Annotated in this window: 16 protein-coding genes; 6 read left to right on the forward strand and 10 right to left on the reverse strand. The window is 71.1% G+C overall.

Annotated features, from left to right (window positions below; translation table 11 throughout):
• Nucleotides 1-26: 26 nt before the first annotated feature.
• Together FF096_RS04605 and eno are read right to left on the reverse strand one after the other, a co-directional pair.
• Nucleotides 27-647: a septum formation initiator family protein gene (locus FF096_RS04605; RefSeq protein ID WP_155215117.1), complete on the reverse strand. Its 621-nt coding sequence runs from the start codon at nt 645-647 to the stop codon at nt 27-29.
• A gap of 29 nt (nt 648-676) precedes the next feature.
• On the reverse strand, nt 677-1960 hold the full coding sequence (eno, locus tag FF096_RS04610; protein WP_309222679.1) for a phosphopyruvate hydratase: 1284 nt from the start codon (nt 1958-1960) through the stop codon (nt 677-679).
• A gap of 221 nt (nt 1961-2181) precedes the next feature.
• Between eno and FF096_RS04615 the strand changes: the two genes are divergently transcribed.
• A complete protein-coding gene (locus FF096_RS04615; protein ID WP_155215118.1) occupies nt 2182-2874 on the forward strand; it encodes a hypothetical protein in 693 nt (230 codons plus the stop codon).
• A gap of 11 nt (nt 2875-2885) precedes the next feature.
• Here the strand turns inward: FF096_RS04615 and FF096_RS04620 are convergent, their stop codons facing one another.
• From FF096_RS04620 to mfd, 4 genes are all read right to left on the reverse strand, one after another.
• Nucleotides 2886-4505: a DUF885 domain-containing protein gene (locus FF096_RS04620; protein WP_309222680.1), complete on the reverse strand. Its 1620-nt coding sequence runs from the start codon at nt 4503-4505 to the stop codon at nt 2886-2888.
• Between the two features lie 86 nt (nt 4506-4591).
• Complete coding sequence (locus FF096_RS04625; protein WP_155215119.1) at nt 4592-5566, reverse strand: nucleoside triphosphate pyrophosphohydrolase; 975 nt, start codon at nt 5564-5566, stop codon at nt 4592-4594.
• 1 nt (nt 5567) lies between these two features.
• Nucleotides 5568-6314: a hypothetical protein gene (locus tag FF096_RS04630; protein ID WP_155215120.1), complete on the reverse strand. Its 747-nt coding sequence runs from the start codon at nt 6312-6314 to the stop codon at nt 5568-5570.
• A gap of 124 nt (nt 6315-6438) precedes the next feature.
• The gene (gene mfd, locus FF096_RS04635) at nt 6439-10107 is read right to left on the reverse strand and encodes a transcription-repair coupling factor (protein WP_155215121.1); all 3669 of its coding nucleotides are present in this window, start codon (nt 10105-10107) and stop codon (nt 6439-6441) included.
• Nucleotides 10108-10570: 463 nt separating this feature from the next.
• On the opposite strand from mfd, the gene FF096_RS26265 reads away from it, so the two are divergent.
• The 4 genes from FF096_RS26265 (at nt 10571) to FF096_RS04655 (ending at nt 19041) form a co-directional block, all read left to right on the forward strand.
• A complete protein-coding gene (locus FF096_RS26265; RefSeq protein WP_196222456.1) occupies nt 10571-11272 on the forward strand; it encodes a hypothetical protein in 702 nt (233 codons plus the stop codon).
• A gap of 321 nt (nt 11273-11593) precedes the next feature.
• Nucleotides 11594-14380 carry a phosphoenolpyruvate carboxylase gene (gene ppc, locus FF096_RS04645; protein ID WP_309222681.1) on the forward strand — a complete coding sequence of 929 codons (2787 nt, stop codon included), beginning with the start codon at nt 11594-11596 and terminating at the stop codon, nt 14378-14380.
• 67 nt (nt 14381-14447) lie between these two features.
• On the forward strand, nt 14448-15617 hold the full coding sequence (locus FF096_RS04650; protein ID WP_155215123.1) for a DNA recombination protein RmuC: 1170 nt from the start codon (nt 14448-14450) through the stop codon (nt 15615-15617).
• Between the two features lie 163 nt (nt 15618-15780).
• Entirely contained in the window at nt 15781-19041 is a 3261-nt protein-coding gene (locus FF096_RS04655; protein ID WP_309222682.1) for a S8 family serine peptidase, read from the forward strand.
• Between the two features lie 99 nt (nt 19042-19140).
• Here the strand turns inward: FF096_RS04655 and FF096_RS04660 are convergent, their stop codons facing one another.
• The 4 genes from FF096_RS04660 to FF096_RS04670 form a co-directional block, all read right to left on the reverse strand.
• Nucleotides 19141-19455: a hypothetical protein gene (locus FF096_RS04660; protein ID WP_155215124.1), complete on the reverse strand. Its 315-nt coding sequence runs from the start codon at nt 19453-19455 to the stop codon at nt 19141-19143.
• Nucleotides 19413-19634 (reverse strand): hypothetical protein, encoded by a 222-nt coding sequence (locus FF096_RS26270; RefSeq protein WP_196222457.1) that lies wholly within the window; start codon nt 19632-19634, stop codon nt 19413-19415. The genes FF096_RS04660 and FF096_RS26270 overlap by 43 nt, the downstream gene beginning before the upstream one ends.
• Before the next feature lie 70 nt (nt 19635-19704).
• Entirely contained in the window at nt 19705-20151 is a 447-nt protein-coding gene (locus tag FF096_RS04665) for a hypothetical protein (protein ID WP_155215125.1), read from the reverse strand.
• Nucleotides 20152-20207: 56 nt separating this feature from the next.
• A complete protein-coding gene (locus FF096_RS04670) occupies nt 20208-21197 on the reverse strand; it encodes a 4-hydroxy-3-methylbut-2-enyl diphosphate reductase (RefSeq protein ID WP_309222683.1) in 990 nt (329 codons plus the stop codon).
• A gap of 208 nt (nt 21198-21405) precedes the next feature.
• Here FF096_RS04670 and xseA point away from each other — a divergent pair, with 208 nt between their 5' ends.
• Nucleotides 21406-22572, forward strand: a complete 1167-nt coding sequence (gene xseA, locus FF096_RS04675) for an exodeoxyribonuclease VII large subunit (protein WP_375335296.1) — start codon at nt 21406-21408, stop codon at nt 22570-22572.
• The last annotated feature ends 9 nt before the right edge of the window (nt 22573-22581 follow it).

A 22581-nucleotide genomic window follows, 5' to 3' on the forward strand; every position in this document is an offset into this window, starting at 1 on the left:
ACCGTCGGTGTCTCACGCTGTGCTGCTCAGTCCTCGGTCCGGTGGGCGTCGGCGGCCCGCACGCTGGACCAGAGGGTGTCGTACCAGGCATCGGAGACGTCCGTGGGCGTCGGGCTCTCGCCGGTGCCCGCCTCCCGAGCCGCGCCGGCCGGGTCGTCGAGCAGGATCAGCATCTTCTCGCCGGGGCGCCGCATGAAGAACCGCTCCCGGGCCTGGGTCTCGATGTACGCCTCGTCCTGCCACTTCTCCGCCTGCGTGGTCAGCTCCGCGATCAGCTTTCGCTGGGCCGCCTGCGACGCCTCCATCCGCTCGATGTCGGCCTGCTGGTCGAGGTAGACCCGGACCGGATAGGTGTAGGCGAGAGCCAGGGCGATCAACACCGCGAACAGCACGGTCGCCCGGCCGGTGAGACCTCGGGAACGGGGTGCGGACAGCCGCGTCACCGCGCTGCCGGCCGCCGTGCGCCGGGCGGCGGCGGGGCGCTTGGCGGAGCGTACGCTCTCGGCGCCCCGGGCCGCCGACGGCGCCCGACCGGCGGCGGACCGCGAATCGGCGCGGACGCCGCCGTCGCGGGTCACGCCGGGCCGACCGGCGCGGGCCGGCCGGCGGACCGGACGCTGGCCGCCCGGCGTGCGGCGCTGCTGCATCACACCCCTCCCCCGAGGTCCGGCATCCGTCAGGCGGAACGGTAGCGCGGGAAGGCGCCAGCGCCCGCGTACCGCGCCGCGTCGGCCAGCTCCTCCTCGATACGCAGCAGCTGGTTGTACTTCGCCACCCGGTCCGACCGGGCCGGTGCGCCGGTCTTGATCTGACCGCAACCGGTGGCCACCGCCAGGTCGGCGATGGTGGTGTCCTCGGTCTCGCCGGAACGGTGGCTCATCATGCACTTGAAACCGGCCCGGTGGGCCAGGTCCACCGCGTCCAGCGTCTCGGTGAGCGAGCCGATCTGGTTTACCTTGACCAGCACCGCGTTGGCCGCCTGCTCGGCGATGCCCCGGGCGATGCGCTGCGGGTTGGTGACGAACAGGTCGTCACCGACGATCTGGATCCGGTCGCCGATCGCGGCGGTCAGCGTCTGCCAGCCGGTCCAGTCGTCCTCGGCCAGCGGGTCCTCGATCGAGACGATCGGGTACGCGTCGGCCAGCTTGGTGTAGTACTCGCTCATCTCCGCGGCACTCTTGGCCGTGCCCTCGAAGGTGTAGTTGCCGTCGGCGAAGAACTCGGTGGCGGCCACGTCGAGGGCGAAGACGATGTCGGTGCCGAGCCGGTAACCGGCCTTCTCCACCGCCTCCGCGATCAGGTCCAGGGCGGCGGCGTTGGTCGGCAGGTTCGGTGCGAAGCCACCCTCGTCGCCGAGCCCGGTGGAGAGGTCCTTCTTCTTCAGCACCGACTTGAGCGCGTGGTAGACCTCGGCGCCGGAACGCAGCGCCTCGCGGAAGCTGGGCGCGCCGATCGGGGCGATCATGAATTCCTGGATGTCGACGTTGCTGTCCGCGTGCGCCCCGCCGTTGAGGATGTTCATCATCGGCACCGGCAGCAGGTGCGCGTTCGGCCCGCCCAGGTAGCGGAAGAGGCTCAGGTCGGCACTGCCGGCGGCGGCCTTGGCCACGGCCAGGGAAACCCCGAGGATCGCGTTGGCGCCCAGCTCGGCCTTGTTGTCGGTGCCGTCGATGTCGAGCATCTTCTGGTCGATCGCCCGCTGCTCGCTGGCCTCGTAGCCGATGAGCTGGTCGACGATCCGGTCCTCGATGTTGGCGACCGCCTTCTCCACTCCCTTGCCCAGGTAGCGGCCCTTGTCACCGTCGCGCAGCTCGATCGCCTCGAAGGCGCCGGTGGAGGCGCCGGAGGGCACCGCCGCCCGCGAGATCGTGCCGTCGTCGAGCCCGACCTCGACCTCGACCGTCGGGTTGCCCCGCGAGTCCAGGATTTCCCGGGCCTCGATTACCTCGATGGTTGCCACTGAGTTTGCTCCTCGTTCGTGCGGTCTCGTCCGGTATCGGCCGCGACGGTGCGGCAGAGGCAGGTGTTGAACGCAGCGTATCGGTCCCCGCCCGTCGGCACCGCGACCGGTCGGGTCAACGGTCACTCTCCGGTTCCGACGGGTCGGACATTCCCGGATTCTCGTACCTCAACCGGCAACCGGTTTGCACGACCGGGACCCGATCGACAAGGCTGGTCGCCATGCCCGCCACCTCGACCACTCTCCGTACGCTCGCTGTGTCGGTCATCGCGTTGCTCACCGTAACCGGCTGTCAGGCTCTGGACGACGCCGGACGGGCCATGGGCCGAGCCGACATCGTCAACGACCTCGCCGCCCGGATGGACCGGGCGCTGGAGCTGACCTACTCGGCGGAGTACCAGTTGGCCGGCGGGCAGCGCGCCTCGTTCGTCCAGTCGCAGGACCCGGCCCGGTCCAGCTACACCTGGCCCGGCGGGAAGGTGACCGTCACCGACGAGGCGACCACCCGGTGCGACGTCGACGGCGACCGGACGGTGTGCACGCTGGAAGCGCCCCCCGCCCCCAACAGCAAGCCCTCGGTCGTGGTCTTCGCCGAGGCCGAGCTACAGGGGCTGGTCACGCCGCCGATGGTGATGAGCCGGCTGACCTCGGCGGCGCTGGACCCGGAGGCGCTGATCACCGAACGCAGCAGCACCGTCGTCGGTCACCACGCCACCTGCGTCGACGTACGCCAGGACGCGGAGAGCTTCACCGCCTGCGTGACCGGGGAGGGGGCGCTGGGCAGCTTCACCGGGCAACTCGACGGGAAACCGGTCGAACTGGCGCTGAGCCACTATCGCGGCCAGGTCGACGGCGGCGCCTTCGACCTGCCGGCCGGTGCCGACGTGGTGGACCGGCGCACCGCCGGCCCCTGACCGCCTCGTTCCTACCCCTCCAGCAGGGTGCGCAGGTGGCGCGGCGGCGGACTGCCGTGGGCGAGCATCTCGTCGTGCCAGTCGCGCAGCGGCACGTCGGGCGGGCGGGTGGCGGCGATCTCGGCCATCTCGCTGTAGCCGACGAAGTACGTCGACAACTGCGCCGAGGTCAACAGCGCCCGACGCCACTTGCCCGCCGCCTCGCCCTCCTCCTGGAAGCCTCGACCGGTCAGCAACGCCATCGCCTCGGCCTCGGGCAGCTCCTCGGCGTGGGTGAGCTGGTCGAGCAGGGCGTTGAGGGTCATCCGCAGCTGCATCTTCAACTGCTGCAACCGCACCGGGAGGCCGCCGAAGCCGCGACCGACCATCAGTTCCTCGGCGTAGACCGCCCACCCCTCCACGAAGGGACCCGACCGGACCAACGACCGCACCCGGGTGGAGCCGACGAAGCGTCGAGCGTGGGCGAGCTGGAGGAAGTGACCGGGCATCGCCTCGTGCACGGTGAGATTGCGCAGCATGTGGTCGTTGTATTCGCGGTAGAACGAATCCACCCGGCTCGCCGGCCAGTCCTCGGGTGCCGGCGCGATGCAGTAGAACGTCGGCACGTCCGCCGTCTCCAGCCCACCGGGCGCGTCGCAGTAGGCCACCGCGACGCCCCGGGCGAACGGCGGCATCACCTGGATGAGGCACGGGTCCCCCGGCACGCTCACCAGGTCGTGCGCCCGTACGAAGTCGCTCGCCTCGTCCAGCGTGATCGAGGCCAGGTCAACGATGGTGTGGTCGTCGGGGTGCTCGGCGGCGAGCAGGTCGAGTGCCCGACGTACGGTCTCGTCGTCGGCCGGACCACCGACCAGCTCGACCGCCGCCGCGCGGATCTCCTCGGTGACCCGGTCGAGGTTCGCCCAGGCCCGGCGCTGGATCTCGGCGGCGCTCAGTTCGGTGTCGAGGGTGTGCCACAGTCGCGCCTCCCAACGCCGCCGCCCCAGCCGGGGATCACGGCCGGGCCCGCTGTCGGCCGCCAGACCGGTCCGCAGCCAGGCGACGAACTCGTCGAGCGCGGCCAGCGCCGCCGTCGCGGACGGCTCGATCCGGTCGACGGCGGCGGGAGTCTGCGCGAGCAGCGTGGGCACCTCGTCGCGGATCAGGGCCGCCACACCGGTGAACTGCCCGACCGCCGTCTCGGCGTGCACCCGGGGCATGTCGCGCAGCGTCGCGCGCGCGGTGGCCAGCGCGTCCGGCATGGCGGCGAGACGACCGGCGAGGGCGGTCAACCGCACGTCCACGGGGGCGTACGGGCGGGACAGCAGCGCGTACAGCAGCGGACCGGGGTTGTGCGCGAGCGGATCCCACTCGTGCGCCCGGATCTCGGTCAGCTCGAACAGTTCCTGGTCGACCAGGGCGGAGAGCAGGGCGTGGTCGACGCGTTCCTCGGCGTCGAGGACATCGGAGTCGATCTCGCACAGCGCGCTCGCCGCGTCGACCAGCATCGCCCGGTCTGCCGCGACCGCATCGGCCGAGTAATCCGGCAGCCGGTCGTCGACCCGATGGTCCCCCGCTGTCGCGGCGAGGTGAGGTCGGCTCCCCAGCAGCGCCTCGACAACCCGCTCCCCCACCACCCCGAACCGTTCCACCCCCCGACCCTACCCACCGACACCACCACTTGTTGATCAGAAAGTTCCCGCCTGGCGGAGTACCCGACCCAAGCCGAACCTCTCGGTCAACCAGGTGGGTTCTCGGCGGTGCGCAGGGTGTCCGCGTGCGCCAGGGTGACGCGGCGCAGAGCGGCCTCGGGATCCAGGTCGGCCGCGCGGGCCTGGGCGACCGCCGCCAGCAGCCGGGCGCCGAGGGCGGTCTCGGCGTCGGGTTGTGCCTGCGGTGACGGCAACGGCACGGTGAGCCCGGCACGCGCGGCGCGATCCAGGATCTTCGCCGCGAGGGCGAGCGCCGGTTGGCTCAGCGCGACCCCGTCGAGCACCGAATCGCGGGCCTTCTCGGCCTGCTTGATCCGCTCCCAGTTCGCGGTGATCTCCTCCAGGGTGCCCGCCTCGGCACCGGCGAAGACGTGCGGGTTACGCCGGATCATCTTGTCCACCAGCGCACCGGCCACGTCGTCGATGGTCCAGCGTTCGTCCTCCGGCAGCTCCTCGGCGAGCCGGGCGTGCAGCACCACCTGGAGCAGCACGTCACCCAGCTCCTCGCGCAGCGCGTCGGTGTCCCCGGCGCTGATCGCGTCGTACGCCTCGTAGCTCTCCTCCAACAGGTACCCGGCCAGGCTGCGGTGGGTCTGCGCCCGCTTCCACGGATCCCCGCCGGGCGACAGCAGCCGGTCGAGCACCGCCACCGCGTCGAGCAGGCGGGCCCCCGGCGGATCCCACGAGCCGTACATCAGCTCCAGCTCCGCCAGCCCCGGCTCCCGGGCCAGCCGCAGGCCCAACTCCCGGGCCAACGACTCGTCACCGGTCGGACCGGCCAACCAGACCACCGTGCCCCGCGCCGCAACCGTCTCCAGCAGCACCGGCACCGCGGGCCCGTCGAGCACCCGCACCTCGGCGCCCACCGTCCGCAGCGCCGTGGTCAGCTCGCTCTCCTCGGCGGCCAGCACCGGAGCCGCGCGTACGACATCCCAGGCGGCTGCCGTCAGCAGCCCGGCAGGCAACCGGGGTGAGGTCACCAGCAGGACGATCCGGGGCATGTCAGCCGTCGGTCGGTGGGGCCGGTTCGAGCCGGGGCTTCGGGGTGGAGACGTCGGTGACCGCGTCGGAGGCCGGCTCGCCCAGCGGCACCCCCACCGCGATGGTGTTGCCGGTGAAGCTCAACACCGGGAACACCAACGGCCGGTACCGGGGGTTGACCGTCACGTCGTACGTCTCGGCGGCCTCCCGCAGCGCGTTGCGGTTGGCCAGGGCCTGGCGCAGCTGCTCGCCGTCGAGCTGCCCGGCGGCCTGCTCCACGGTCACCTCGGGCGGCACCGCGCCGGCCCGCTTGCCGGCCGCGACCAGGTCGATCAGCTCCTGCTCGGTGGGGGCCACCGGAGTGCCGATCGGGATCGCCGACAGGCAGGTGTACAGCTCGGCGAGCTGCCGCACGTACCCGGTCTCGGGGTTCAGCCCGATGCTCCGCCCGACCTGCGCGGGATCGACCTGCCCCTGCGGCCGGTAACCCTTGTCGGCCGAGACCCGATCGCAGATCTCGGTGAGGACCAGGGTGCTCACCACCTGGCTGCGTCCGGGCAGCTGCGGCCCCTGACCGGGCGGCAGTTCGTCCTCCCCGGTCGGCATCGGGTTCTTCGCCGACGCGTCGTCGATGATGTCGGTGACCGCGTCCTCGGTGATGCGGTGGTCACCGACGTACGCGGCGACCCCGGGCTCGGAACGGCAACCGGTCAGGGCGACGAGGCCGATCGCCACACTGGCGACGGCGGCAAGACGGCGTGCACGCATGCCCGTCACTCTCTCATGCCCCGCCGCACCGAACCCTGACAGGTCCCCCGCACCCGCCGACCAGCGGCTCGACCATGCGGTCGCCGCCGCCTCCCGGCGGGTCAGCGGGGCGGCCTCGCCCGCCTCAACGAGGCGAGCCGGCGAGGGCGGGAGCACCGAGGACGTCGGAGAGCAACTGGGCGCACCACTCCAGCAGGGCCTGGTCACGCAGCGGCTCGCCACCGACCCTACGGGTGGTCGGGCGGGGCACGCTGACCTGGTCGAGGGCGGCCTTGTAGACCGAGTCGGGGTGGTAGCGCTTGAGTCGCAGCTGCTTGGAGTCCGGCAGCGGCAGCGGGCCGAAGCGGATGTGCCGCCCCTGCATGCTGACGTCGGTCAGCCCGTAGCTGCGGGCCAGCAGCCGGAACTTCGCCACCGCGATGAGGTTCTGCACCGGCGCGGGCGGCTCGCCGTAGCGGTCGGTCATCTCGGCGGCCACCTCACGCAGCCGCTCCTCGTCGCGGGCCTCGGCGAGCTTGCGGTACATCTCCAGGCGCAGCCGTTCCACACCGACGTAGTCGTGCGGCAGGTGCGCGTCCACCGGCAGGTCGATCTTGACGTCGGTCTCTTCCTCGGGCCGCTCGCCCTTGAACGCCTGCACCGCCTCGCCGACCATCCGCACGTACAGGTCGAACCCGACGCCCTCGATGTGCCCGGACTGCTCGCCGCCGAGCAGGTTGCCGGCACCCCGGATCTCCAGGTCCTTCATCGCCACGTACATGCCGGCACCCAGCTCGGTGTGCTGGGCGATGGTGGCCAGCCGCTCGTGGGCGTGCTCGGTGAGCGGCTTGTCCGGTGGATAGAGGAAGTACGCGTACGCCCGCTCCCGGCCCCGGCCCACCCGGCCCCGGATCTGGTGCAGCTGGGCCAGGCCGAGCAGGTCGGCCCGCTCCACGATCAGGGTGTTGGCGTTCGGGATGTCGATGCCGGACTCCACGATCGTGGTGCAGACCAGGACGTCGTACTCCTTCTCCCAGAAGCCGACCATGACCTTCTCCAGGGCGTCCTCGCCCAGCTGACCGTGTGCCACCGCCACCCGGGCCTCCGGCACCAGCTCCCGCAGTTTCCGCGCGGTCCGCTCGATCGACTCGACCCGGTTGTGCAGGTAGAACACCTGGCCGTCGCGGAGCAACTCGCGGTGGATGGCGGCGGCCACCTGACGCTCGTCGTACGCCCCGACGGCGGTGAGCACCGGATGCCGCTCCTCCGGCGGCGTGGCGATGGTGGACATCTCCCGGATGCCGGTGATCGCCATCTCCAGGGTGCGCGGGATCGGGGTCGCCGACATGCTCAGCACGTCGACCGCCGCCCGCATCGACTTGAGGTGCTCCTTGTGCTCGACGCCGAAGCGCTGCTCCTCGTCGACGATGACCAACCCGAGCGACTTGAACCGGGTGGCGGCCTGGAGCAGCCGGTGGGTGCCGATGACGATGTCGGCGGTGCCGTCGGCCACCATCGCCAGCGTCTGCTCGGCCTCCTTCGGCGTCTGGAACCGCGACAGCTGCCGGATGGTCACCGGGAACTGGCTCATCCGCTCGGCGAAGGTGTTGTAGTGCTGCTGCACCAGCAGGGTGGTCGGCACCAGCACCGCGACCTGCTTGCCGTCCTGCACCGCCTTGAACGCCGCGCGTACCGCGATCTCAGTCTTGCCGTAGCCGACGTCGCCGCAGATCAGCCGGTCCATCGGGATGCTCTGCTCCATGTCCCGCTTGACCTCTTCGATGGCGGCGAGCTGGTCGGGCGTCTCCTGCCAGGGGAAGGCGTCCTCCAGCTCCCGCTGCCACGGGGTGTCCGGGCCGAAGGTGTGCCCCTTGGACGCCTTGCGGGCGGCGTAGAGCTGGATCAGCTGGGCGGCGATCTCCTTGACCGCCTTACGGGCCCGGGCCTTGGACTTCTGCCAGTCCGAGCCGCCCATCTTGTGCAGCGTGGGCTGTTCCCCGCCGACGTAGCGACTGAGCTGGTCGAGCTGGTCGGTGGGGACGAAGAGCCGGTCACCGGGCTGGCCGCGCTTGCTCGGGGCGTACTCGATGACCAGATATTCCCGCGACGCCCCGTTGACGGTGCGCTGCACCAGCTCGACGTACCGGCCGATGCCGTGCTGCTCGTGCACGACGTGGTCACCGGCGCGCAGCTCAAGCGGGTCGATGGTGTTGCGCCGCCGACTCGGCATCTTGCGCATGTCCCGGGTGGTCACGCCCCGGCCACCGGTGACGTCGTTGCCGGTGAGCAGCACGAACCGGGCCGCCTCGTCGACGAAACCGCCGGTCAGGCTGCCGCAGGTGACCAGCAGTTCGCCGGGCGTGGGTGCGGTTGGCACCTGCTCGGTCAACCTGGCCCCGAGGCCACCGTCGCGCAGCACCTCGACGGCTCGCTGGGCAGGGCCGTGGCCCTCGAAGACCAGCGCGATGGACCAGCCCTCACCGGCCCAGCGCTTGAGGTCGTCGACCACCCGGGCGGTCTCGCCGTGGTAGAGCGGGGCGGGCTGGGCGGTCAGGGCCACCGCGATGGCGTCGTCGGGAGTGACGTCGACCGGCTCCGGCTCGTCCTCCCACGGCTGCCGTTGCGGCACCGCCCCCGCTTCGGCCAGCCCGAACGGAGACAGGGTCCACCAGGGCTGCCGCAGGGTCGCGGCGTGTGCGCGTACGTCGGCGAGGGTGTGGAAGGCGGCGGCGCCCAGGTCGATCGGGGCCTGGCCACCGACGGCGGCCGCCGCCCAGCTGGCCTGGAGGAACTCCTCCGAGGTACGCACCAGGTCGTGCGCCCGGGTGCGGATCCGCTCCGGGTCACAGAGCAGTACGTGGGTGCCGGCCGGCATGCAGTCCAGCAGCAGCTCCATGGAGTCCGCGCCGATCAGCGCCGGGGCCAGCGACTCCATCCCCTCCACCGGCACCCCGCCGGCCAGCTTGTCCAGGATCTCGGCCAGTTCCGGGTGCCGCTCGGCCAGTGCGGCGGCCCGTTCGCGTACCGCCGGGGTGAGCAGCAGCTCCCGACACGGCGGCGCCCAGAGCTGGGGAACCTGCTCGATGGTGCGCTGGTCGGCGACAGCGAAGGTGCGGATCTCCTCCACCTCGTCGCCCCAGAACTCGACCCTGCAGGGGTGTTCGTCGGTGGGCGGGAAGACGTCGAGGATGCCGCCGCGTACGGCGAACTCGCCCCGCTTGGTGACCAGGTCGACCCGGGCGTACGCCATGTCGGTCAGCCGCCGGGCCACCTGCTCCAGGTCGGCCTCGTCCCCGGCGGACAGCCGCACCGGCTCCAGGTCACCGAGCCCCTTGAGCTGTGGTTGCAGCACCGAGCGAACCGGGGCCACCACCACCCGCAGCGGGCCGGTGTGCCCGTGCGCGTCCGCCGAGTCCGGATGCGCGAGCCGACGCAGCACGGCCAGCCGCCGACCGACCGTGTCCGAACGCGGGGAGAGCCGCTCGTGCGGCAACGTCTCCCAGTTCGGAAAGAGCGCCACCTGTTCGGGTGGTAGCAGGCTGCCCAGGGCGGCGACCAGGTCCTCGGCCTCTCGACTGGTCGCCGTCACCGCCAGCACCGGCCGCCCCGCTCCACCCTGCTTGTCGGCGCCCTGCTTGTCGGCGTCGGTGGTGGGGTCGGCCGCGACGGCGGCGACCGCGAACGGGCGCAGCGCCGCCGGGGCGGTCAGGTCGAGCCCGTCGACCTGGGCCGCACCGGAGCGCGCCAGGTCACGGACGCGGGCCAGGCCCGGGTCGGCCAGGGCGGCGGCGAAGAGTCCGGTGAGCGCAGTCATGGTCACTTCCGAGGTGGGGACACGACGATCACCCCGCGTCCGGGCGAACGGGGGGTTATACCGGTCGACACTATCTCTCCTGCCCGACATCCATCCCTGCACCGGGCGACCCGACGCCGCGATGGTCCGCGTGCCGGAGGTGGTGCCGGCCCTGTCGACCTGAGAGCGCGGACGGTTCGGCGCGACAGCGCCGAGCAGGCACCCGGAGGCAGGCGGGCGCCGACGTGTTGACGCCGGTCCGCTGGCGTGATCGGCTACCGAACCATGAGCGGGGAACTTCGTCGAACCGATCAACATCGACGACACGAGCCCGGCGGCTGATGGTAAGCCCCCGCACCCTGCTGCCCACCGGGATTGGCACCATCTTCCCGGTCCACGCCTCTGCCACCATCTTCCCGGTCCGCGCCTCTGCCACCATCTTCCCGGTCCGCGCCTCTGCCACCATCGACCGAAAGCGAGACAGGTGAGCACGACCCCGCCACCCGAATTCCCGCCGCAGCCGCCGCAGAGCGGCCCGCCGGCCGGCAACCCCCTCGGCCCGTACCCACCCAACTTCCTACCGCCGGGCAACCAACCGCCGGCGGGCGGTCAGCCACCGCCGGTCGTGCGGCGCATCCCCGAGGACCAACCCTTCGTCGTACGCCCCAACGTCACCAAACGGGGCCTGGTCTTCCTGGGTTTCGCGCTGCTGCTCATCGTGCCGATCACCTGCTGCTTCGGGGTTGGCGTCACGAGTTCGACCACGTCCGGCAGGGGATCGGTCCTCGCCGTGGTGGGCATGCTCGGTTGCCTGCTGGCCGCCGTCTGCCTGCCGCTGGGCCTCCAGCTGTGGCTGATCGGCACCGGCGGCCCGGTGCTGGCCCTGGGCCCGGCCGGTCTGTGGATCCGCACCCGGCCGACTCGGGGTCAGGCGATCTGGCTGCCCTGGGAGGGGGTCGCGCAAATCTCGCGCCGCCGGTGGAGCCTGGAGAAGATGCTGGTCGTCCGGCCGCACGATCCGAACGCCCTGGCGAACCTCGGCACGTACACCGCACTGGACTCCGGGATGTTGAGCGCCTTCTACGGCTCCGGGCTCGTCGCCACGTTGAACTTCGCCGACAAGTCCGAGGCCGAGATCCTGGCGGCCGTCGCCCATTTCAGTGCCGGTCGCTGCCCCCTCACCTGACACCCCTGCAGCTGTGCAATCTGACTTGGCCAGTTTCCTTTGATGCGCAATGTCCAAGATCGCGTAGGCCGACGTCGAAGACCAGGACCGCGGCCGGGGCGTACTCGGCGAAGGCTCGGCTGATCGCGGCGCGCTGCTTCCGGGCGTACGACAGCCCGTAGGCTGACGGTGTGGAACTCCTCGGACGCCCAGACGTTAGGAAGGGCCCCTTGTACAACGCCAGGCGTTAGTAAGGGGCCCTTCCTTGCACGGGGGGCGGCGCGGATACGATCGGAGGAAGTCGGACAGCGCTGTCCTTCGTACTGACGTGAGGAGCGCATGGTGACCGACCAGCACGATCACGACGGCCCCGACGCCGCCCTGCGCGCCGACATCCGCAGGTTGGGCACGCTACTCGGGCAGACCCTGGCTCGCCAGGAGGGCCGCCCGCTGCTCGACCTGGTCGAGGAGATCCGCGCCCAGGTCCGCACCGACGCCCCGGCCGCCGCCCGCCGGCTCGCCGGGCTCGACGTGAGCACGGGCACCAAGCTGGCGCGCGCCTTCTCCACCTACTTCCACCTGGCCAACATCACCGAGCAGGTGCACCGGGCCCGGGACCTGCGCCGCCGCCGGGCCGTCCAGGGCGGCTGGCTGGACCAGGCGGCCAAGATGATCGCCGAGCGCGGCGTGCCGGCCGAGGAGATCGCGTCGGTGGCCCGCCGGCTGGCGGTACGCCCGGTCTTCACCGCCCACCCGACCGAGGCCGCCCGCCGGTCGATCCTGTCCAAGCTGCGCGCGATCGCTGACGAGTTGGACGCCGAGACGGCCAACGCGATCCTCTACGGGGCCAGCGACGAGGGTCCGGCGAACCGGCGACTGGCCGAGCTGCTCGACCTGATGTGGCAGACCGACGAGCTGCGGTTGGATCGGCCCGATCCGACCGACGAGGCGCGTAACGCCATCTACTACCTGCGTGACCTCTACGCCGAGGCCGCTCCGCAGGTGCTCGACGACCTGGCCGAGACGCTGCGCACCCTCGGTGTGGAGACCTCCCCCACGGCCCGGCCGCTGACCTTCGGCACCTGGATCGGCGGCGACCGGGACGGCAACCCGTTCGTCACCCCGACGGTGACCCGCGAGGTGCTGGCCATCCAGCACGAGCACGGGCTGACCGCCACCGAGGCGGCGATGGAGGAGCTGATCAACGAGGTGTCGGTCTCCCGCCGACTGCGCGGGGTGTCGCTCGACCTCTCCGCCAGCCTCGCCGCCGACCTCGACGCGCTGCCCGAGGTGGCACCCCGGTTCCGCCGGGTCAACGCCGAGGAGCCGTACCGGCTCAAGGCCCGCTGCATCCGCGCCAAGCTCGCCAACACCCGGGCCCGGCTGCGTCAGGGCACGCCGCATGTGCCGGGACGGGACTACCGGGGCTCGGCCGAACTGATCGCCGACCTGGACCTGCTGCGCGCCTCGCTGGCCCGCAACTCCGGCCAGCTCACCGCCGTCGGTCGGCTCGCCTCGACCATCCGTACCGTCTCCGCGTTCGGCCTGCACCTGGCGACCATGGACGTCCGCGAACACGCCGAGAAGCACCACGAGGTGCTCAGCCAGCTGTACGCGGCGGTGGGCGAGGTCGACGACTACCCGGCGCTGAGCCGGCTGGAGCGCACCAAGCTGCTCGCCGACGAGTTGACCGGCCGACGACCGTTGTCGACGGCGGACACCCCGCTGAGCGAGTCGGCCCGCAAGACGTTCGACGTGTTCGCCACCATCCGTGAGGCGCAGGACCGGTTCGGCTCCGAGGTCATCGAGTCGTACATCATCTCGATGACCCTCGGTGTCGACGACGTGCTCGCCGCGGTGGTGCTCGCCCGGGAGGCCGGTCTGGTCGACGTGCACAGCGGCCGGGCCCGGATCGGTTTCGTGCCGCTGCTGGAGACCCCGGCCGAGCTGAACGCCGGTGGCGACCTGCTCGACGAGCTGCTGTCACTGCCCGCGTACCGGGCGTTGGTGGCCGCGCGGGGAGACGTGCAGGAGGTGATGCTCGGCTACTCCGACTCCAACAAGGAGGCCGGCATCACCACCAGTCAGTGGTCCATCCACCGGGCGCAGCGGGCACTGCGCGACGTGGCCGCCCGGCACGGGGTGCATTTGCGGCTCTTCCACGGCCGGGGTGGCACCGTCGGGCGCGGCGGCGGCCCCACGCACGACGCGATCCTGGCCCAGCCCTACGGCACCCTGGACGGCGCGATCAAGGTGACCGAGCAGGGTGAGGTGATCTCCGACAAGTACACCCTGCCCGCGCTGGCTCGGGAGAACCTGGAGCTGAGCGTGGCCGCCGTGCTCCAGGCGACGCTGCTGCACACCGCGCCCCGGCAACCCGCCGAGATGCTGGAACGCTGGGACGCGGCGATGGACGTGGTGTCCGAGTCGGCCTTCCGGTCGTACCGGTCGCTGGTGGAGGATCCGGACCTGCCCGCGTACTTCTGGGCCTCCACCCCGACGGAGTTGCTCGGTGCGCTGAACATCGGCTCCCGGCCCGCCAAGCGGCCGAACACCGGGGCCGGGTTGTCCGGGCTGCGAGCCATCCCGTGGGTGTTCGGTTGGACCCAGACCCGGCAGATCGTCCCCGGCTGGTTCGGCGTCGGCTCCGGCCTGGCCGCCGCCCGGGAGGCCGGTCTGGCCGACGTGCTGGCCGAGATGCACCGCAACTGGCACTTCTTCCGCACGTTCCTGTCCAACGTGGAGATGATGCTGACCAAGACCGACCTCAGCATCGCCCGCCGGTATGTGGAGACCCTCGTCCCGAAGAAGCTGCACCCGATCTTCGACAAGATCGAGCAGGAGTACGAGCTGACCCGGCGCGAGGTGCTGGCGGTCACCGACTCACCGGACCTGCTGGAGAACTCCCCGGTGCTGCAACGCACCCTTGCCGTCCGCGACACCTACCTGGAACCGTTGCACCACCTCCAGGTGGCGCTGCTGCGGCAGTACCGCGAGTCGGGGGCGGCCGGGCGTGCGGTGGCCACCGCGCCGGGTGGCCGACGGGCCCCCAACGACGGCACGGCCCTGGAGCGCGCCCTGCTCACCACGGTCAACGGCATCGCCGCCGGCATGCGCAACACCGGCTGAGCCACGCGCGGAAGCCACCCGGCACCCGTACGGGCGGGAAGGGCCTGTCTTTGGCAAGCTCATGAGGATGGAGCTCTCGACCCTCGCGGTTGTCGTCGTCTGTCTCGGTACCGGCGGCGCGGTCGGCTGGTTCGCCGCCCGAGCCCGCTCGGCGAGCGAGATCGCCCGGTTGGATGCCACGCTGCGCGCCACCCGCGAGGGCGAGGGGCGGCTGGAGCAGTCGATGCGCGCGCTGAGCTACGAGGCGACGGCCCAGTCGCAGGAGGCGGTCGCCCGGGCGGTGGCCCCGCTGCACGAGACGCTGCGGCGCTACGAGCAGCGGGTCGCCGACCTCGAACGGGAGCGGGTCGACGCGTACGCCGAACTGCGGGAGCAGGTGCGCTCGATGAGCGTGGTCTCCGGTGAGTTGCGTACGGAGACCAAACAGTTGGTGGCGGCGCTGCGCGCACCACAGGTACGCGGCCGGTGGGGCGAGCACCAGTTGCGCCGGATCGTCGAGGCCGCCGGCATGGTGGAGCACTGCGACTTCGCCGAGCAGGTCACCGCCACCACCGACCAGCAGACGGTACGCCCCGACCTGGTGGTCCGCCTGCACGGCGGCCGGAGCGTGGTGGTGGACGCCAAGGCGCCGTTCGACGCGTACCTCACCGCGATGGAGGCGCGCGACGAGCGGGGCCGGGACACCCACCTCGACCTGCACGCGAAGCACCTCCGGGCGCACGTCGACGCGTTGGCCGCCAAGTCGTACTGGGCCGCCTTCGAGTCCACACCGGAGTTCGTGGTGCTGTTCGTGCCGGCCGACCCGTTCCTGGACGTCGCCCTGCAACGCGATCCGACGCTGTTGGAGCACGCGTTCGCCCGCAACGTGGTGCTGGCCACCCCGGCGACCCTGGTCGCGCTGCTGCGTACGGTCGCCTGGTCGTGGCGGCAGGAGCAGTTGACCCGTAACGCGATGGCCGTGCACACACTGGCACGGGAACTGTACGGACGGCTGTCGACGCTCGGTGAGCACGTCGGCAAGCTCGGTGCCTCACTCGGTGGCGCGGTCACCGCGTACAACCGGGCGGTGGGCTCGTTGGAGGCCCGCGTCTTGGTGAGTGCCCGCAAGCTGGCCGAGCTGGGCGTGTCAGATCAGGAACTGCCCACGCCGGGGCAGGTGGAGTTGGCACCCCGGCAGCCGCAAGCGCCAGAACTGCTTGCGGAATCCACTCCAGATGATCGAAGTCGGTCCACCTGATGCCGACCTTTACCATCTTCGATATGACAATGTGCGTCTCGCGTATCACGAGATGGTCACAACGTACCTGCCGGTAGTGACATCGACGGGCGGCACCACGAAGGATTTCGCTCACGCGTGCCCTGCATCTGAGGGCGCCTGAGTTCTCTGGAGGAAAGAGAACGTGAGTAAACCCCGAAACCTGAGCCGGCGTACCTCTGCCGCGCTCTTCGCCTCGGTGATGGCGGCCAGCGCCGTGACCGTGGCGGGCGGTGCCGCCACCGCGAGCGCCGCTCCTGCCGGACCGGACGCCGCGCAGGCCACCCCCGCCGAGGCGTTGGGCCAGCACGACGCCAAGCTGCTCGCCGAGGCGGAGGCGAAGAACGCCCCCACCGTCACGATGATCGTCGCCACCGACAAGGGCAAGGCGAAGGACGTCGCCGACGACCTGAAGGACCTCGGCGCCGCCGTTACCGAGCGCTACGACACCATCGGATATGTGCTCGCGAAGGTGCCGACCAGCAAGGCGGTCAAGGCGGCCAAGCTGCCCGGTGTCGCCGCGATCGACCTGGACGAGGAGATCCAGCTCCCGGACCCGACGCCGGACGTCGCCCCGAACGGCAAGAAGGCCGACAAGCAGGGCAGCACGCTGCCCGGCCCGGGTGCCAAGACGAAGGCCGACAACCCGTACATGCCGACGAACGAGACCGGCGCGGTCAAGTTCGTCAAGCAGAACCCGAAGTGGGACGGCCGCGGCGTCACCATCGGCATCATGGACTCCGGTGTGGACCTGGAGCACCCCGCGCTGCAGAAGACCACCACCGGCGAGCGCAAGATCGTCGACTGGGTGACCGCCACCGACCCGTTCGAGGACCCCACCTGGCGGCCGATGATCAACCAGGTGACCGGGCCGACGTTCACCCTGGCCGGTCGCACGTGGACCGCGCCGGCGGGCAACTACCGGTTCAACCTGTTCAGCGAGAACATCACGAACAACAGCGACCCGGCCGGTGACGTCAACCGCGACGGCGACAACACCGACCAGTTCGGCATTCTGTTCGACCCGGCCACCAACAACATCTGGGTCGACACCGACCAGGACGGCGACTTCACCGACGAGGCCGTCATGCGGCCGTACAAGGAGAAGTTCGACGTCGGCTACTTCGGCACCGACAACCCCGACACTCCGGTCAAGGAGCGGATGTCGTTCGTCGTCGAGTACCGCAAGAACGTGGACACCACTCCGCTGGGCGGTCCCGGTCTGGTCGACTACGTCAACATCGGCATCATCGAGAGCGCGCACGGCACGCACGTCGCCGGCATCACCGCCGCCAACGACATGCTCGGCAACGGCGCGTTCGACGGTGCGGCACCCGGCGCCAAGATCGTTTCCTCCCGTGCCTGCTCCTGGGGCGGTGGCTGCACGGCCGCCGCACTCACCACCGGCATGGCCGATCTGGTGATCAACCGCGGCGTCGACGTGATCAACATGTCGATCGGTGGTCTGCCGGCGCTCAACGACGGCAACAACGCCCGCGCCACCCTCTACAACAACCTGATCACCACGTACGGGGTGCAGATGTTCATCTCGGCCGGCAACTCCGGCCCGGGCGTGAACACAATCGGCGACCCGTCGGCGTCGACCAATGTGGTCAGCGTCGCCGCCAGCGTCAGCAAGGACACCTGGCTGGCCAACTACGGCTCGGTGGTCAAGAAGAAGAACGCGCTGTTCAACTTCTCCTCGCGCGGCCCGCGTGAGGACGGTGGCGCCAAGCCGAACATCGCCGCGCCGGGCTCGGCCATCTCCACCACCCCGGTCTGGCAGGCCGGCAGCCCGGTCCCCGAGGCCGGCTACTCGCTGCCGCCGGGTTACGGCATGTTCAACGGCACCTCGATGGCCTCCCCGCAGGCAGCCGGCGCCGCCGCGCTGCTGCTGTCGGCGGCCAAGGCGACCGACCGGGGCGTCACCCCGGAGATGCTGCGCCGGGCGATCTTCACCTCGGCCAAGCCGATCGCCGACACCCCGACCTACGGGCAGGGCTACGGCATGTTCGACGTGCCGGGTGCGTGGAAGCTGATCAAGAAGGGTGTGCAGACCCGCTCGTACACCGCTGACGCTCCGGTCTGCACGCCGCTCTCCGGCATGCTGGCCACCCCGCACCGGGGCACCGGCATCTACAACCGCTGCGGTTCCGCAGACGGTGGCCAGAAGATCAACCAGTCGAAGTCGTACCAGGTCAAGCTGACCCGGACCAGCGGCCCGACCGGCAACGTGAAGCACAAGGTCGGCCTGCGCGGCAACAACGGCACCTTCTCGGCGCCGAAGGACGTCAAGCTGCCGCTCAACCAGACCGTCACCATCACGATCACCGCCAAGCCCAAGACCGCGGGCGCGCACAGCACGATCGTGACCGTCGACGACCCGGCCACCAACACGATCGACTTCGAGTTCTCCGCCGTCGTGGTGGCCTCGAACGACGTCAGCAAGCCCAACTTCGCCTACTCGGCGCAGGGCTCGGTGGACCGGAACAACACCACGTCGTACTTCGTGACGGTGCCGCCGGGTGCCGGTGCGCTGCAGGTGAACCTCTCCGGCATCGCCACCGGCTCCCAGACCCGCTTCATCGCGTTCAACCCGTGGGGCGTTCCGGTGGAGAGCACCTCCAGCCTGACCTGCTTCACCAACTTCGCCAGCGCCTGCAACGCCTTCGAGCGTGACTACCAGAACCCGATGCCGGGCGTCTGGGAGATCGAGGTCGAGTCCCGGCGGACCTCGCCGGCGCTGAACAACCCGTACCAGCTCAAGGCACGGGTGCAGGGCGTCGCCGTCGAGCCGGCCGTGGTCGAACTGCCGGCGGTGGCCGCCGGTACCCCGACCCCGGTCACCTGGTCGCTGGAGAACACCTTCGGCCCGGTCACGGTGACCGGCCAGGGTGGTCCGCTGGCCAGCTCGCACAGCGAGCGGCCGACCATCGCGGAGCACGCGGAGCAGGAGTTCACCGTCGAGGTACCGGCGGGAGCCACCAGCTTCACCGCCCGCATCGGCAACACCTCGAACGCCGGTGCCGACCTCGACCTGTTCGTCTACCGGGGCGGCGCCCTGGTGGCCTACAACGCCGACGGTGACTCCGAGGAGTTCGTGACCATCGCCAACCCGCCGGCGGGCACCTACACCGTCGTCGTCGAGGCGTACTCGGTCGACGGTGCCGGTGGCAGCACCGAGTACGACTACCGGGACTCGTTCGCCTCCCCGGCGCTCGGCACCCTCACGGCGTCGGGCGGCAGCCTCGCCCTCGCCAACGGTGCCACCGGCACCATCTCGGGCTCGGTGACCGCCCAGTCCGCTCCGGCTGCGGGTCGCTCGCTCTTCGGTGAGCTGTCCGTGGTGACCGACGAAGGCGCGGTCGTCGGCCGCGGCGCGGTCTCGGTCGGCGCGGTGAACTGACACCATCGCAACACGGAAGCCCGTCTCCGGTTCGCCGAAGACGGGCTTCCGTCTGTCTACCGAGGGTTGCCCGGCGCGGTCTCAGCCGCCCGGCATCCGTCAGGCCGGCTCGGCCCGTTGCGGGTAGCGGCCGACCAGACCCACCACGAGCAGCAGGTAAGCCACCAACTCGGCACCGGCGAGGACGGCCGGTCCGACGGCGGGCAGACTCGCGGCGGCATGCGACGCGGCGGTGACGAGGACACCACGTCCGGCGTACGGCGGCAGCGTCAACGATTCCAGCGCGATGTCCAGATAGGTCAGCGCGACCGGCACCAGCAGGACGGCAGCACCGGCAGCGAGCCGGTGCCGGTGTTCGGCCAGCAGGGCAGTCAGCACGAGTGAGCCGAAGGCGAGTGCGAGCGGCACGAGCATGGCGGCGGCAACCTCCACGCCGGCCGGACCGGTAGCCGGGCGGTCAACGCGTACGCCAACAGCAGCAGCAGCGCGGCCACCTCGGCCTGCCGCAGCAGGGGAACGCCGGTGAGGATGCCGAGGACGTGAACGGCGGCGAGTGCCCCGGCCGCCGCAGGAAGGATCGGTCGGTATCGCACCCGGGCATACTGCCATCAATCGATCACACCGTTGGCCGGTGCTGCCGCCGAGGATGCCCGGAGCCGCGCGTCAGCTGCGCTTGGCGGAGCTGACGACGAACGGGGTGCCCTGCTGGCAGGTGGACATCATGGTCGGGTCGGGACGCCCGGTCACGGTCACCGAGGCACCCGAGGTGAGCACGTCGCGGGGGCCGCCGAGCAGCAGGTAGCCGTCGAGTAGGAGGCAGCCGGGCTCGACACCGGACTCGACCCGACCGGTCAGGGTGATCTCACCGGTCGTCGGCGGCTTCGACGGGGCGCTCGGCCGCACCGTCGGTCGGGTGCGCGGTGCCGTCGGGTCCACCGGGTCGGAGGGCGAGGGTGCGGACAGGCTCGGGTCCGGGGTCGGCAACTCGGTCACCGGCGATGCTCCCGTCGGGGTGGGGGTGATGGTGTCATCCCCCGCGTCCTGACCGCCGCAGGCGGCGAGCGCCGTGCAGACGATCAGCGCGGTGGCGGCGATCCGAAGGCTCCTCATGCCAGCTCTGACGCACCGGCGCGGTGAACAGTTCCCATCGGCCTTCCCGGCCCTGCTCAGTCGCGGGCCGCCGCAGCGGCCTTCATGTCGCGCTTGAGCTCCTGCGGCAGCGAGAAGGTGAGCCGCTCGTTCGCGGTCACCACTTCCTCCACGTCGGTGAAGCCGCGCTCGGCGAGGTGCGCCAGCACCTCCTGCACCAATTCGTCCGGCACGCTCGCGCCGGAGGTCAGGCCCACCGTCCGCGCGTCGGCGAGCCAGGAGTCCTCGATCTCGTGGGCGAAGTCGACCAGGTGTCCTGCCCGAGCACCGCCGTCGAGGGCGACCTCGACCAGGCGTACGGAGTTGGACGAGTTGCGTGAGCCGACGACGATGACCACGTCGCACTGCGGCGCGATCTCCTTGATCACGTGCTGCCGGTTGCTGGTGGCGTAGCAGATGTCGTCGCTGGGCGGCGACTGGAGCATCGGCAGGCGCTTCTTGAGCCGGGCCACGGTCTCCATGGTCTCGTCCACCGACAGCGTGGTCTGCGACAGCCAGACGACCTTGTTCGGGTCCCGCACGGTGATCCGGTCGGCGTCCTCCGGGCCGTCCACCAGCTGGATGTGCTCCGGTGCCTCGCCGGAGGTGCCGATGACCTCCTCGTGCCCCTCGTGGCCGATGAGCAGGATGTCGTAGTCCTCGGCGGCGAACCGCTTCGCCTCGTGGTGCACCTTGGTCACCAGCGGGCAGGTGGCGTCGATCGCCTTGAGCGAGCGCTGCCTGGCCTGCTCGTAGACCTCCGGCGCCACGCCGTGCGCGGAGAAGATCACCGTGGCGCCCTCGGGCACCTCCTCGTTCTCCTCCACGAAGATGGCACCCTTGGCCTCCAGTGTCTGCACCACGTGCTTGTTGTGCACGATCTGCTTGCGGACGTAGATGGGGGCACCGTAGAGCTTGAGCGCCTCCTCGACGGTCTGCACCGCCCGGTCCACGCCCGCGCAGTAGCCGCGGGGCTTGGCCAGGAGCACGCGCTTGCCGGTCCGGGACGTCGCATCAACCTCAGTCACCCGCCCATCGTACGTGCCGGTGAAACACCCGGCAGTGGTCGCGCCCCCGCCCACCCCACGTCGAGCACCCCGTCGACACCCCGCGACACGCCGCACCGCAGGCGACAGCTTCATGATCAACGCTGCTGGTACGGGTGAGCCGTAGGGTGGTGGGGTGGTGGCTGGTGAGGGCGGGAAGAGCAGCTCGGAGGAGCCGTGGCCGGTACGCGTGGTCAGCCAGAAGATCGGTGCCTGGGTGGCCCGGCTCGGGTGGGTGTGGGTCGACGGGCAGGTGGCGCAGATCAGCCGACGGCCCGGCGCCAGCACCGTGTTCCTGACCCTGCGTGACCCGTCCGCCGACCTGAGCCTGACGGTCACCACCAACCGCGACGTCCTCGACTCCGGTGCGCCGGAGCTGCGCGAGGGCGCCCGCGTGGTGCTGCACGCCAAACCCGAGTTCTACGCCGCCCGGGGCACGCTCAGCCTGCGCGCGGACGAGATCCGCCAGGTCGGTCTCGGTGAGCTGCTCGCCCGGCTGGAGAAGCTCAAGAAGCTGCTCGCCGCCGAGGGGCTGTTCGACCGGGCCCGCAAGCGCCGACCGCCGTTCCTGCCGCAGCGCATCGGGCTGATCACCGGTCGGGCCAGCGCCGCCGAACGGGACGTGCTGACCAACGCCCGTCGCCGCTGGCCGGCAGTGGAGTTCCGCACGGTGAACGTGGCGGTGCAGGGACCGAGCGCCGTTCCCCAGATCGTGGACGCGCTCAGGGTGCTCGACGCGGACCCGAGCATCGACGTCATCATCCTGGCCCGTGGCGGAGGTGGCATCGAGGATCTGCTGCCCTTCTCCGACGAGGCATTGTGCCGGGCCGTCTTCGCGTGCCGTACGCCGGTGGTCAGTGCGATCGGCCACGAGACGGACGCACCGCTGGTCGACTATGTGGCCGACGTCCGGGCGTCGACCCCCACCGACGCGGCCAAGCGGGTGGTGCCCGACCTGACCGAGGAGGTACGCCTGATCAAGCAGGCGCGGCACCGGCTGCACCGGGCCGTACACAACCTCGTCGACCGGGAGTCCCACCGCATCGACGCGCTGCGCTCCCGGCCGGTGCTGGCCCGGCCACAGGTGATGGTCGAGCAACGGGCCGCCGACGTGGCCGCCCTGCGCCAGCGCGCCGGTCGCTGCCTGGATCATCGCCTCGCCATCGCCAGCGACGATCTCCGGCACAGTCTGGCCCGGCTGCGCGCCCTCTCGCCGGCCGCCACCCTCGACCGTGGCTACGCCATCGTGCAACGCGCCGACGATCAGGTCGTCCGCGCGGCCGCCGAGGTGGCCGCCGGTGATCCGCTGCGGGTACGCCTCGCCGACGGTGAACTGTCCGCCACGGTCGACACCTGACCCGGACGG

It is taken from the genome of Micromonospora sp. CP22, assembly GCF_009712475.1.
Taxonomy (GTDB): domain Bacteria; phylum Actinomycetota; class Actinomycetes; order Mycobacteriales; family Micromonosporaceae; genus Micromonospora.

Bases quoted from the DNA above. Each gene is read 5' to 3' on its own strand.
- FF096_RS04605 (WP_155215117.1), bottom strand. From the start codon at position 647: ATGCAGCAGCGCCGCACGCCGGGCGGCCAGCGTCCGGTCCGCCGGCCG.
- FF096_RS04615 (WP_155215118.1), top strand. From the start codon at position 2,182: ATGCCCGCCACCTCGACCACTCTCCGTACGCTCGCTGTGTCGGTCATC.
- FF096_RS04625 (WP_155215119.1), bottom strand. From the start codon at position 5,566: ATGCCCCGGATCGTCCTGCTGGTGACCTCACCCCGGTTGCCTGCCGGG.
- FF096_RS04630 (WP_155215120.1), bottom strand. From the start codon at position 6,314: ATGCGTGCACGCCGTCTTGCCGCCGTCGCCAGTGTGGCGATCGGCCTC.
- mfd (WP_155215121.1), bottom strand. From the start codon at position 10,107: ATGACTGCGCTCACCGGACTCTTCGCCGCCGCCCTGGCCGACCCGGGC.
- FF096_RS04650 (WP_155215123.1), top strand. From the start codon at position 14,448: ATGGAGCTCTCGACCCTCGCGGTTGTCGTCGTCTGTCTCGGTACCGGC.
- FF096_RS04660 (WP_155215124.1), bottom strand. From the start codon at position 19,455: ATGCTCGTGCCGCTCGCACTCGCCTTCGGCTCACTCGTGCTGACTGCC.
- FF096_RS04665 (WP_155215125.1), bottom strand. From the start codon at position 20,151: ATGAGGAGCCTTCGGATCGCCGCCACCGCGCTGATCGTCTGCACGGCG.